The organism is Kosakonia sp. WA-90, assembly GCF_039871955.1.
Taxonomy (GTDB): Bacteria; Pseudomonadota; Gammaproteobacteria; order Enterobacterales; family Enterobacteriaceae; genus Kosakonia; species Kosakonia oryzendophytica.
This window is the reverse complement of the sequence record NZ_JBDPLJ010000002.1, coordinates 300,205-313,347: the sequence shown is the minus strand read 5'-3', so window position 1 is coordinate 313,347 and position 13,143 is coordinate 300,205. Positions and strand designations below refer to the sequence as shown.

General features: G+C 51.4%; 11 protein-coding genes. 4 read left to right on the top strand and 7 right to left on the bottom strand.

Annotated elements, in window-relative coordinates; all coding sequences use genetic code 11:
• Positions 1-77: 77 nt before the first annotated feature.
• The 3 genes from nuoB to lrhA all read right to left on the bottom strand — a co-directional run bounded on the left by nuoB (position 78) and on the right by lrhA (position 2,775).
• Complete coding sequence (gene nuoB / locus ABGA49_RS04735) at positions 78-752, bottom strand: NADH-quinone oxidoreductase subunit NuoB (RefSeq protein ID WP_007371088.1); 675 nt, start codon at positions 750-752, stop codon at positions 78-80.
• Between the two features lie 15 nt (positions 753-767).
• The gene (nuoA, locus tag ABGA49_RS04730; protein WP_061493923.1) at positions 768-1,211 is read right to left on the bottom strand and encodes an NADH-quinone oxidoreductase subunit NuoA; all 444 of its coding nucleotides are present in this window, start codon (positions 1,209-1,211) and stop codon (positions 768-770) included.
• A gap of 625 nt (positions 1,212-1,836) precedes the next feature.
• Positions 1,837-2,775, bottom strand: a complete 939-nt coding sequence (gene lrhA / locus ABGA49_RS04725; RefSeq protein WP_061493922.1) for a transcriptional regulator LrhA — start codon at positions 2,773-2,775, stop codon at positions 1,837-1,839.
• Positions 2,776-3,724: 949 nt separating this feature from the next.
• Between lrhA and alaA the strand changes: the two genes are divergently transcribed.
• Positions 3,725-4,939, top strand: coding sequence for an alanine transaminase AlaA (alaA, locus tag ABGA49_RS04720; protein WP_061493921.1), 1,215 nt, complete (start codon positions 3,725-3,727; stop codon positions 4,937-4,939).
• An 80-nt stretch (positions 4,940-5,019) separates the two neighbouring features.
• The gene (yfbR, locus tag ABGA49_RS04715; RefSeq protein ID WP_061493920.1) at positions 5,020-5,619 is read left to right on the top strand and encodes a 5'-deoxynucleotidase; all 600 of its coding nucleotides are present in this window, start codon (positions 5,020-5,022) and stop codon (positions 5,617-5,619) included.
• Positions 5,620-5,651: 32 nt separating this feature from the next.
• Here yfbR and ABGA49_RS04710 read toward each other — a convergent pair whose 3' ends face one another.
• The 4 genes from ABGA49_RS04710 to yfbV all read right to left on the bottom strand — a co-directional run bounded on the left by ABGA49_RS04710 (position 5,652) and on the right by yfbV (position 9,348).
• Positions 5,652-7,484, bottom strand: a complete 1,833-nt coding sequence (locus ABGA49_RS04710) for an SLC13 family permease (protein ID WP_061493919.1) — start codon at positions 7,482-7,484, stop codon at positions 5,652-5,654.
• Between the two features lie 76 nt (positions 7,485-7,560).
• A complete protein-coding gene (locus ABGA49_RS04705) occupies positions 7,561-8,250 on the bottom strand; it encodes a sugar phosphatase (RefSeq protein ID WP_276326301.1) in 690 nt (229 codons plus the stop codon).
• Positions 8,231-8,725, bottom strand: a complete 495-nt coding sequence (locus ABGA49_RS04700) for a YfbU family protein (RefSeq protein ID WP_061493917.1) — start codon at positions 8,723-8,725, stop codon at positions 8,231-8,233. Before ABGA49_RS04700 ends, ABGA49_RS04705 begins: the two co-directional genes overlap by 20 nt.
• 167 nt (positions 8,726-8,892) lie before the next feature.
• Positions 8,893-9,348: a terminus macrodomain insulation protein YfbV gene (gene yfbV, locus ABGA49_RS04695; RefSeq protein WP_061493916.1), complete on the bottom strand. Its 456-nt coding sequence runs from the start codon at positions 9,346-9,348 to the stop codon at positions 8,893-8,895.
• A gap of 335 nt (positions 9,349-9,683) precedes the next feature.
• Between yfbV and ackA the strand changes: the two genes are divergently transcribed.
• Both ackA and pta read left to right on the top strand, forming a co-directional pair.
• The gene (ackA, locus tag ABGA49_RS04690) at positions 9,684-10,886 is read left to right on the top strand and encodes an acetate kinase (protein WP_061493915.1); all 1,203 of its coding nucleotides are present in this window, start codon (positions 9,684-9,686) and stop codon (positions 10,884-10,886) included.
• Between the two features lie 78 nt (positions 10,887-10,964).
• A complete protein-coding gene (gene pta / locus ABGA49_RS04685) occupies positions 10,965-13,103 on the top strand; it encodes a phosphate acetyltransferase (RefSeq protein ID WP_061493914.1) in 2,139 nt (712 codons plus the stop codon).
• Positions 13,104-13,143 lie beyond the last annotated feature (40 nt).

The following is a 13,143-nucleotide window of genomic DNA, read 5'->3' as shown; positions in this document are numbered from 1 at the left end:
GTGGTGACTGTCAGGTATGGCTTCGCGTTATTGGATTATTGAAATGCGAAGTTTCTTCCATTACCCGCAGGCGCAAATTAAATCTCGTCCGGCGTACGCAGATTGGTAACGGCAATGCGTTCGCCACGCTTACGGTCGCGTTCAGACTGCATATTGGCGCGGTAAACGCCCTGATCGCCGACCACCCATGAGAGCGGGCGACGTTCTTTGCCAATCGACTCCTGCAACAGCATCAGCGCCTGCATATAGGCTTCAGGACGCGGCGGGCAGCCCGGGATGTAAACATCCACCGGGATAAATTTGTCGACGCCCTGCACAACAGAATAGATGTCGTACATACCACCGGAGTTTGCGCAGGCTCCCATGGAGATAACCCACTTCGGCTCGAGCATCTGGTCGTAAAGACGCTGGATAACCGGCGCCATCTTGGTAAAACAGGTACCCGCCACCACCATCAGGTCGGCCTGACGAGGAGAGGCGCGCAGTACTTCTGCACCAAAACGCGCAACGTCGTGTACCGCAGTAAACGACGTCACCATCTCTACATAGCAACATGAAAGGCCAAAGTTATAAGGCCAAATTGAGTTTTTACGGCCCCAGTTCACCATATCGTGCAGGGCATTTTCGAGCTTGCCCATATACACACTACGGTTGATCTCTTGTTCCAGGGGGTCGGTTACGATCTCCTGTTTTTGCAGGGGGTAACGGTCGTTCTCACCGTTAGGATCTATGCGGGTGAGCGTATAATCCATCTTATTGCCTCGCGGTTAGCGTTGACGATCAGTGTAGCTGTTAGTCTCTGGGTTCATGAGCTCGCGGCGCGAACGCGCGGGCGTCCAGTCCAGCGCACCAATACGCACCAGATAAACGAGACCAGCCAGCAGCACTAAAATGAAAATTGCGGCTTCGACAAAACCGACCCAACCACTCTCGCGAATGGAGGTTGACCATGCGAATAAGTAGAGCGCTTCAACGTCGAAGATGACGAAGAACATGGCCACCAGATAGAACTTGGCAGACAGGCGTAAACGAGCGGAACCGACAGAATCGATACCCGATTCGAAAGGAACGTTTTTGTGCCTCGCGCGCGCGCGACCGCCTAAAAACCGACCGCCAATCAGCATGAAGCAGCACAAGCCAATGGCGACAATAAGAAAGATAGCGAATGCCCAATGATGAGCGATGATTTCAGTGGATGTTGACATACGCATTGCTTAACTCAAAAGGTAGCGTTAAAACCTCTGCTCTTGCTGGCAGATGACGCCACATCGATTCACGGGGAGGAATAAAAAACCACACATTTACTGTGTAAATAGCAAGTACAGCTAAACGATGTGGGTTTTTACTCCTTTCTATAACCTTTTGTCAACTTTAACAAAAGTTTACTCACATTAGTTTACATCGGCAGCAATCCATTAACATTTAATGCCGTTTTCGTGTTCAGCGTCGCGCTTTACCGAAAAAAAAACCGGTGTTGAATCGTGTCCGTTGTGAGTTTTCATAAACATTACTCTCCCATTTTGACAGGATTTTGTCCGGATTCCTCCCCCTCTGCGGGAGTATTTTCTTGATCTGTGACACGCTTTTGTTAATTCATCACTAAAAACAGCAACAATCCGGTGCGATTTTTAACATGAACAGAAGGCATGAAAAACTATAGTTGATAAAGGGATACTTTGCTGTGAAGGGGATTAACGTATTGAAAAAAATAATCATTTATTTGACCAATAATTCAATTGATCATTATTTGTTCAAAAAATGAACCAATGGCATTACTTTTCCCGTCAGAGGTTCATTTTTGCACTTACATTTTGTTACGAGATTTTGGAACGAATGTTATCCAAAGTCCCCTTCAATAATGAGAGAGTCACCTCCCCCTTCGGTGGTACTGCTGCCGTAATGCCACGGATTCTGATAATGCTCCATCGCCTGGAAAATAACCTGCGCCAGCTCATTCTGGCTATGCGGGTTATAGCAAAGCAAGTATTCCGTATCGGGCAGCATCGGCAAACCATCCGTTCGCCCTAACACGCGCAATTCCGGACTCATCATTTCCACCGGTCGCGCGGTTACACCCAGCCCCGCTTTTACCGCCGCTTTAACGGCAGAAAGCGTGGAGGCAACATAAGCCATCCGCCAGGGAATATCGGCATCATTTAATGCGTTGATCACCATATCGCGAAAGGCGCTGGGCTCATCCAGCAATACCAGCGGCACCGCTTCACCTTTTTGCAGCACATATTCAGCCGAACAGTACCAGTGAGTGGGTGAGGTGCGTAGCGTCATGGCATCGAATTGCCCGGAGCGATGGGTCGTCACCACAAGATCAACGTCATGATCCTGCAGTCGATCGCCAGAGAGAGGGTTACGTTTGACACGAACATCAAGCGCCAGTTTCGGGTATACCGAGCTTATACGATTAAGCAAAAACGGCAGAATAGTATCGGCGGATTCATCCGAAGCGCCAATAGTGAGTACCCCCTGAAGATTGCTGAACATCAACGACGTACAGGCTTCATCATTGAACCGTAAAATCTTTCTTGCATAGCCCAGTAACTGAATACCATGCTCGGTCAAGAGCTTATTACGACCATGGCGGGCAAAAAGTTCTTTTCCCACTAACTGCTCCAGCCGCTGCATTTGCTGACTTACGGCAGACTGGGTGCGACAAACTGCAGCAGCCGCCGCAGCAAAGGTGTTAAGATCAGCGACCGCAACGAATGTTCTCAGCAGATCGAGGTCGAGATTCAGTATCGGACGATTTGCATTTATCATAATTTTTCACTTACGGGTTGCTCGCGCGGAGTTACCCGGGTTTATGCTGTGCTCGTAAGATTAAGTAATTCCATTTAAAAAGTGCATCCTGCAAAGTCAAGACCAGTATCACCCTGACTTTAAGTTCTGTGTTAATAGTTCGCTGTCTAAGGCAGGCTGAACTTGATGACTTTATTTTGCATACTCCCATTCCTTTTAGATATATAAACCATGCCAAAATGTGTTAATCCTTTTAAAGAAAAACATTTTCACGCAACATTCGCGGTCATACATAGCACAGGCATCATATACAACCAGTTCATATGACTGATTGGGAGTAAAAACCATGAATAACAATCAACTAAAATTAAGAAATATCCCACAGAAAAAGCAAGGCCTTTTGCTTATGAACCATTTCCGACACCTCTAAGTTTAACCTAAAACCCTTATATTTATAAGCGTTATTAAGGATAATCTGAAGATAAAAAATGACATGACACCCAACTTAGTTATATTAATATTAATGATAGTCATAGTTCCTATTCTCAATATTAAATAGCTATTATTTGAAGAACAGTCCAACTATTAATAACGCTTAACATTGCGTTCACAGTGCTCCCCTTCCCCTACCAGAAATGATGAATACCCCGTACCCTCATTCAGATTTTACGCCAAAACTCCGCGGCCATGGCTCCGTCATGCCAAACACATACTAAACAAATGGATTTTAACAACACAAAATAATAGATAAAAGCATGATACCAACACCAACAACCATTCGTCAGTTAAAAAACAGTTTAATTAACAGATGAAAAGTCAAAGAGACAGTTAAAAAGCCGTTAACACAAAATGAGTTAAGACAAAATCTTCTCCTGCTGACCCTTCAAAACGTGCGGACGTGGGAGTACATTGTTCCGTGCTCACTTCCACGGCAGGCAGTGACAAATTCTAGCTAAAAGGTCAAAGGTTCATGTCCTCCATCGAAAAATCCAGCAAATTAGATAACGTCTGTTACGACATCCGTGGCCCGGTTCTGAAAGAAGCAAAGCGCCTGGAAGAAGAAGGCAATAAGGTTCTTAAACTTAACATCGGCAACCCAGCCCCCTTTGGCTTTGAGGCGCCGGATGAAATACTGGTCGATGTGATTCGTAATCTGCCAGGTGCGCAAGGTTACTGTGATTCAAAAGGGCTGTACTCCGCCCGCAAAGCAATCATGCAGCACTATCAGGCGCGCGGGATGCGCGAAGTCACTGTCGAAGACATTTATATAGGCAATGGTGTTTCTGAACTGATTGTGCAGTCCATGCAGGCACTGCTGAACAGTGGCGATGAAATGCTGGTTCCTGCGCCGGACTACCCACTGTGGACCGCCGCCGTATCACTCTCCAGCGGGAAAGCGGTGCACTACTTATGTGATGAATCATCGGGCTGGTTCCCCGATCTCGACGATATCCGCGCGAAAATTACTCCCCGCACACGCGGTATTGTGATCATCAACCCCAATAACCCTACCGGCGCGGTTTACTCAAAAGAGCTGCTGATGGAGATCGTTGAGATTGCGCGTCAGCACAACCTGATCATTTTTGCTGACGAAATCTACGACAAAATCCTCTACGACGACGCCGAACATCACTCGATTGCCGCGCTGGCACCGGATCTGTTTACCATCACGTTTAACGGCCTGTCGAAAACGTATCGGGTTGCGGGTTTCCGTCAGGGCTGGATGGTACTCAGCGGGCCGAAAAAACACGCCAAAGGCTATATTGAAGGGCTGGAAATGCTGGCCTCAATGCGCCTGTGCGCTAACGTACCTGCACAGCACGCCATTCAGACAGCGCTTGGCGGTTACCAGAGCATTAGCGAGTTTATTGTGCCGGGCGGCCGTCTGTACGAGCAGCGTAACCGCGCCTGGGAGTTGATCAACGACATTCCGGGCGTTTCCTGCGTGAAGCCAAACGGCGCGTTGTATATGTTCCCGAAAATTGACGCAAAACGCTTTAATATTCATGACGACCAGAAAATGGTGCTCGACTTCCTCCTGCAAGAAAAAGTGCTGCTGGTACAAGGGTCAGCATTCAACTGGCCGTGGCCGGATCACGTCCGTATTGTGACCCTACCACGTGAAGACGATCTGGAGATGGCAATCACCCGTTTCGGTCGTTTCCTTTCCGGTTATCATCAGTAAGAGCCGTTGGGGGCAGATTTGCATCTTCCCCCACTCTCTGCGCACAATGACTCAGGTCGCAGTCACAGACAAGGTTAACTATGAGTCAGAGTCATTTCTTCGCGCATCTTTCCCGCCTTAAACTCATCAATCGCTGGCCGCTGATGCGCAACGTACGCACGGAAAACGTGTCAGAGCATAGCCTGCAGGTGGCAATGGTCGCCCATGCGTTGGCGGTGATCAAAAACCGCAAATTCAACGGACAGGTAAATGCCGAGCGTATTGCACTGTTGGCGATGTATCACGATGCCTCGGAAGTGCTGACCGGGGATCTCCCTACGCCAGTGAAGTATTTCAACTCGCAGATTGCGCAGGAATACAAAGCCATTGAGAAAATTGCCCAACAAAAACTGGTTGAAATGATTCCGGAAGAGCTGCGGGACGTATTTACCCCGCTGATCGATGAACGTCACTACAGCGAGGAAGAAAAAGCGCTGGTTAAACAAGCAGATGCCCTGTGTGCGTATCTGAAATGTCTGGAGGAACTTTCCGCAGGCAATAATGAATTCGGGCTGGCAAAAACGCGTCTGGAGAAAACATTGGACGCCCGCCGCAGCCCGGAGATGGATTACTTCATGCAGGTGTTCGTACCCAGTTTTCATCTCTCGCTGGATGAAATCAGCGAAGATTCACCGCTTTAATAAGCCGTCAGCCGGGCGATCCGGCTGACCGTTCAAAATGGGAACAGCACCGGAATCAGCAGCGCGCAGACCACCATGACCAGCAGGGTGAATGGCACACCGATTTTAACAAAATCGCTGAACTGATAATTGCCAGGCCCCAGCACCAGCGTATTCACCGGTGAGGAAACCGGCGTCATAAACGCAGCCGACGCGGCCATCGCCACCATCATGGCAAACGGATAGGGCGAAACCCCCATGGATTTTGCCGCAGCCAGCGCAATAGGCGCCATCAATACCGCCGTCGCGGTATTAGAAATAAACAGGCCGATCAAGGCACACATCATAAACAGACAAATCAGCATCAGATGCGGCCCGTAACCGCCCCCCACATCCATCAGCCCTTTTACCACCAAATCCACACCGCCGGTTTTTTGCAGCGCCAGCGCAAAGGGCATCATCCCGACAATCAAAATAATGCTTGGCCAGTGAATCGCTTTATAAGCGCTTTCAGCATCAATACAACGGAATTTACCCATCAGCAAACAGGCAACAATCGCTGCAACCGTATTGGGAATTTCGTCTGTCAGCATCAGCGCCACCATTAACACCAGGCAGAAGATCGCATGCGGCGCCTGGCTATGCGCCGGAGACGCAGCGCTCTCTTCGACAGGCAGATTCAGCACCACAAAATCGCGACCGCGCGAACCCAACTGGCTAATCAGTTTCCAGTTGCCTACCACCAGAATGATATCACCCAACTGCAAGGGCTCATCCGTAACGGCTCCTTCCAGCGCTTCGCCATCGCGCTTCAGACCCACAACATTCAAGCCATAGCGAGTACGAAAGCCGATTTCGCGCACCGTTTTACCGGTTAATTCTGAATCCGGAATAAGCGTCACTTCCGCCATGCCAACATCCAGCGCCTGATCGGAGAAGTATTCACCACGCAGGATCATCGGCTCTAAAAGTTGCTCAGCACAGAACTCTCGCAGATCGACCTCTGCGGCGGACATATCAATCAACAGCACATCACGGGCGCGGAATTCAGACACCCCATTCACATTGACGATCACCCGCCGAAAACGCCGCCAGCGCTCAACACCGATAATGTTTGCACCATAGCGCTCACGTAGCCGCAAATCATCAAGACGCTGGCCAATCATCGGCGAGCCGGGACGGATAGCCAGGCGACGCGCACGACCAGTAAGGTGATACTCTTTGATCAGATCGCGGAAAGTGCGGTGCCTCCAGCCATCGCGCAGTACACCTTGCTCTTCGCCTTTCAGCATAAAACGCATCAGCAGCATATAAATGATGCCGAGCAGCAGGATGACCAGACCTAACGGCGTGACGCTGAAAAAACCGAATCCCTGCAACCCTTCGCGTAGTAACTCACTGTTCACCACCAGGTTTGGCGGTGTCGCAACCAGCGTCATCATGCCGCTGATTAACCCGGCAAAACTAAGCGGCATCATCAAACGTGAAGGAGAAGTTTGCATGCGCATCGACACGCTGAGCACAACGGGGATAAAAATCGCGACCACGCCGGTGGAGCTCATAAAGGCGCCAAGTCCGGCCGCGGTTAGCATCAGCAGTACCAGCATTTTACTTTCGCTGCTGCCAGCCATTTTGACCAGCCAGGTTCCCATATTGGTTGCCACGCCAGTGCGAACCAGGCCATCGCCGATAATAAACAGTGCGGCGATCAGAATGACGTTAGGATCGCTAAAACCGGAAAAGGCTTCCGATAGCGTCAGCGTGCCGCTCAGAATAAAAGCGACAATCACAAACAGTGCTACCGCGTCCATGCGTACTTTGCCCGTTGCGAAAAGCACAACGGCGATACCCAACAGACACAAAACCCAGATCAGTTCACCGTTCACAACGTATCCTTGTCAGTTGATAGTGAGAAAATAGTGCCATAAAAAAACCCCACAAATGTGGGGTTAAATCATGAGATCAGGCCTTCAGCGTGACATTCACCGTTCCATCCGACTGTTTTGCTACCACCAACGCATCAAGGCGTGTCAGCACGAAGTCCACTTCATCGAGCCGGGGCGCATCCGGCGGTACATTTACCGCAATGACGTGGCAGCCTGCCGCAAGGCCGGAAAGTACGCCTGCCGCCGCATCCTCAACCACAACACACTCCTCCGCTGGCAACCCCAACAGCTTCGCCCCCAGCAGATAGGCGTCCGGCTCGGGTTTACCACGCTTCACCTGTTCGGCAGTAACGAACACTTTTGGCGTGGGCAGCCCGGTGGCTCCGTGGCGCGCATGGGCAACCGGTACAGAGCCAGACGTCACAATGGCCCAAGGGATACCGGAGGCATCGAGATGGTTCAACAGTTCAATGGCGCCAGGCAGAGGAGTAATACCGTCAGTGTCTGACGCTTCAATCTCTTCCAGGCGGGTAAACTCAGCAGCGATCTCCGCTTCCGAACTGCCTGCCATAAAGTGACGCAATGAGGTAATCGCTTGTTTGCCGTGAATGAAATTCAGCACATCATCGTGTGCGATGCCAAATCTGTCCGCCCAGTTGCACCATGCCCGCTCTACGGCGGGCAGAGAGTTCACCAGCGTGCCGTCCAAATCAAACAGAAATCCTTTGCACTGCACACACACCTCCTTAGGCGTTAATGATCTGATTAATTTCGTTGCTGCTCAGATGGTACTGGCGCGGGCATGAGTGCCAGACGCTCAGCATGCGCTGATATTTATCCCACATGGGAGTTTGCGCGTTGAAGCCGTGGGTTCCGGCGTCGAAATGGGTATACCGCCCTTCAACATTGACCATAAAGCGCACGTAGCCGAGGTAACGCGCTTCCGTAGCGGCGTCAAAACCGAGGAAAGTGACGCGGCGCTCATCAATGGCGGCGGTGTCTTTCAGGTTAGCCCAGGAGACATGCAGCGCGTGATACATCTCCATAATATCGATAACGATGCGACAGGTTTCTTCTTTCAGCTCACCGAATTCGCGGTCCAGCTCGCGCATTTGCAGGCCATATCCGCGCTCAATGATGGTTTGCAAACGGCGATAACGTTCCGCATTGGCCGGATCCATCATGGTCATCATTTTATACTGATTGGATAAGATCAGACGTTGGGCATTGGTCATTTCCATCTTTCGACTCCTGTGGCACATCGGCGCATTAAAAAAGATGTATTGAGTTTACCTGCTGAAAACGATGGCTTTCTTGATTTGCCGGGGGTGTTGCATGGATCAAAATGAAAAATAAAAAAAGAAGACATACCGATAATGCCTTCTTTATATATTGGCTGGCGACGAAATTACAAATCATCCAGAAAGGTTTTATCCAGTTGTTTAAACGCACGCTTAAGCGTGTCAGCTAACGCCTGATAATCGGGTTTACCTTCTACAGGTGCCAGTGCCTGCCCTGCTTCCTGAAGTTTTCCGCGCACTTCATAAAACCAGTGCAGTATAGAGGGCGGCAGCGGCGTGACAGAGCGTTTACCCAGCCACCACAGCCCCTGCATCGGCAGGCTCAGCGCAAACACCGCGGTGGCAACAGCCGGGCCAAGCTGACCACCCAGCGCAAGTTGCCAGCAGAGGGTAAACACCGCCAGCGGCGGCATGAAACGGATGGCGTAACGCGTGGCACGAATAACGCGATTCTCAACAAATACCGGAGCGAGGCGCTTTTCCATTGGCCAGGTCTTCGCATAATGCTGGCCCCGACGGAACAAACTAAAAAAACTGGCGGGGCGATTCTCTGAAGTGGACATGGCGTTACCTCAACTTCACATATAAAAATTAAAAATTTTGTGCAAAACAACAACTACAAATGACAACGTTAAAATTTTTTGTCAATCGCATCAGGTATCAGGTATCCTGTGCCAGCCTTACCAGGGTCATTAGACGAATAACTAAAATTCGTCAAATTTAAGCTCATTATGCCACTGTCTGAAATTTGCGCAAAATAGCTTAAAATTTTTGTATTCTTCCATCATGCCAGAAAGTATTCGCGGCATGATGTTAATCATAAATGTCAGCGTCAACCTGCGCTACGCTGTGCGACTCACTGACATTTTTTAGCCACGTATCATAAATAGGTACTTCCATGTCGAGTAAGTTAGTACTGGTTCTGAACTGCGGTAGCTCCTCACTGAAATTCGCAATCATCGATGCAGCAAATGGTGACGAGTACCTTTCTGGTTTAGCCGAATGTTTCCATCTTCCTGAAGCACGCATCAAATGGAAAATTGACGGCGGTAAACAAGAAGCGGCTTTAGGTGCAGGTGCCGCTCACAGCGAAGCGCTGAACTTTATCGTTAACACTATTCTGGCACAAAAACCAGAACTGTCTGCACAGCTGACCGCAATTGGTCACCGCATCGTGCATGGTGGCGAAAAATACACCAGCTCCGTGGTTATCGATGAATCTGTTATCCAGGGTATCAAAGATGCAGCCTCTTTTGCACCGCTGCACAACCCGGCACATTTGATCGGTATCGCAGAAGCGCTGAAATCTTTCCCGAAACTGAAAGACAAAAACGTTGCCGTGTTTGACACCGCGTTCCACACCACCATGCCGGAAGAGTCTTACCTGTATGCCCTGCCGTACAAACTGTACAAAGAGCACGGCGTTCGTCGTTACGGCGCACACGGCACCAGCCACTTCTATGTGACTCAGGAAGCGGCAAAAGTCCTGAACAAACCGGTAGAAGAACTGAACATCATCACCTGCCATCTGGGCAACGGTGGTTCTGTTTCTGCTATCCGCAACGGCAAATGCGTGGATACTTCCATGGGCCTGACCCCGCTGGAAGGCCTGGTAATGGGCACCCGTTCTGGCGACATCGACCCGGCTATCGTTTTCCACCTGCATGACACCCTGGGCATGAGCGTTGAAGCTATCAACAAAATGCTGACCAAAGAGTCTGGCCTGCTGGGCCTGACCGAAGTCACCAGTGACTGCCGTTATGTGGAAGATAACTACAAAGATAAAGAAGACGCGAAACGCGCAATGGACGTGTACTGCCACCGTCTGGCGAAATACATCGGCTCTTACACTGCGCTGATGGAAGGTCGTCTGGACGCAGTTGTCTTCACCGGCGGCATCGGTGAAAACGCAGCAATGGTGCGTGAACTGTCTCTCGGCAAACTGGGCGTTCTGGGCTTCGACGTTGACCATGAGCGCAACCTGGCTGCCCGTTTTGGTAAGTCTGGCTTTATCAACAAAGAAGGCACCCGCCCGGCTATCGTTATCCCAACAAACGAAGAGCTGGTCATCGCGCAAGACGCGAGCCGCCTGACTGCCTGATTACACACACCGCCAGCCAATGCTGGCGGTGCTGTTTTGTAACCCGTCAACCATGACGGTAACGAAAGAGGATTAACCGTGTCCCGTATTATTATGCTGATCCCTACCGGTACCAGCGTCGGTCTGACCAGCGTCAGCCTTGGCGTGATCCGTGCTATGGAACGCAAAGGCGTTCGTCTGAGCGTCTTTAAACCGATCGCACAGCCGCGCGCTGGCGGCGACGCTCCAGACCAGACCACCACTATCGTGCGTGCAAATTCTGGCCTGCCGGCGGCTGAACCACTGAAAATGAGCCACGTTGAGTCGCTGCTCTCCAGCAACCAGAAAGACGTGCTGATGGAAGAGATCATCGCGCGCTACCACGAAAGCAGCAAAGATGCTGAAGTGGTGCTGGTTGAAGGCCTGGTGCCGACCCGTAAACACCAGTTCGCTCAGTCGCTGAACTTTGAAATCGCGAAAACACTGAACGCTGAAATCGTGTTCGTCATGTCTCAAGGCACTGACACACAGGAACAGCTGAAAGAGCGTATCGAACTGACTCGCAACAGTTTCGGCGGCGCGAAAAACACCAACATCACTGGCGTTATCGTTAACAAACTGAACGCCCCGGTTGATGAACAGGGTCGTACCCGCCCGGACCTGTCTGAAATCTTCGACGACTCGTCCAAAGCGAAAGTTGTGCGCATCGATCCGGCTAAACTGCAGGAATCCAGCCCGCTGCCATTGCTGGGCGCGGTACCGTGGAGCTTCGATCTGATTGCCACCCGTGCGATCGACATGGCGCGCCACCTGAATGCCACCATCGTTAACGAAGGCGACATCAAGACCCGCCGCGTGAAATCCGTGACCTTCTGTGCGCGTAGCATTCCGCACATGCTGGAGCATTTCCGTCCGGGTTCCCTGCTGGTAACCTCTGCAGATCGTCCGGATGTGCTGGTTGCTGCCTGTCTGGCGGCAATGAACGGTGTGGAAATTGGTGCCCTGCTGCTGACTGGCGGCTACGAAATGGATGCCAGCGTCCGCAAACTGTGTGAACGTGCTTTCGCCACCGGCCTGCCGGTCTTTATGGTGAACACCAACACCTGGCAGACCTCCCTGAGCTTGCAGAGCTTCAACCTGGAAGTTCCGGTTGACGACAACGAGCGTATTGAAAACGTTCAGGAATACGTGGCCAGCTACATCAACGCGCAGTGGATCGACTCCCTGACCGCCACGTCCGAGCGCAGCCGCCGTCTCTCTCCGCCAGCCTTCCGTTACCAGCTCACCGAGCTGGCGCGCAAAGCCGGCAAACGCGTTGTGCTGCCGGAAGGTGATGAGCCGCGTACTGTTAAAGCTGCCGCTATCTGTGCGGAACGCGGTATCGCGACCTGTATCCTGCTGGGTAACCCGGACGAAATTAACCGCGTTGCTGCCGCGCAAGGCGTTGAACTGGGTGCGGGCATCGAAATCGTCGATCCGGATGTGGTGCGTGAAAGCTATGTTGCCCGTCTGGTTGAGCTGCGTAAGAGCAAGGGTATGACCGAAGCCGTTGCCCGCGAACAGCTGGAAGACAACGTGGTGCTCGGCACGCTGATGCTTGAGCAGGATGAAGTGGACGGTCTGGTTTCCGGTGCAGTACATACCACCGCGAACACCATTCGTCCGCCGCTGCAGTTGATCAAAACCGCACCGGGCAGTTCACTGGTTTCCTCCGTGTTCTTTATGCTGCTGCCGGAACAGGTATACGTTTACGGTGACTGTGCAATCAACCCGGATCCGACTGCTGAACAGCTGGCGGAAATTGCCATTCAGTCTGCAGATTCTGCTATTGCCTTCGGCATCGAACCGCGCGTGGCCATGCTCTCCTACTCCACCGGCAACTCCGGTGCAGGTAGCGATGTAGAGAAAGTGCGTGAAGCAACCCGTCTGGCGCAGGAAAAACGTCCTGATCTGGTTATCGACGGTCCGCTGCAGTACGACGCCGCCGTCATGGCTGACGTGGCAAAATCCAAAGCACCGAACTCCCCGGTTGCCGGTCGCGCTACCGTGTTCATCTTCCCGGATTTGAACACCGGTAACACCACCTATAAAGCGGTACAGCGTTCTGCCGACCTGATCTCCATCGGGCCGATGCTGCAAGGCATGCGCAAACCGGTTAACGACCTGTCCCGTGGCGCGCTGGTTGACGATATCGTCTACACCATCGCACTGACCGCAATTCAGGCATCTCAGCAGTAACCTTTCTGCTTTGTGATAAAAGGCGACCCGCGGGTCGCCT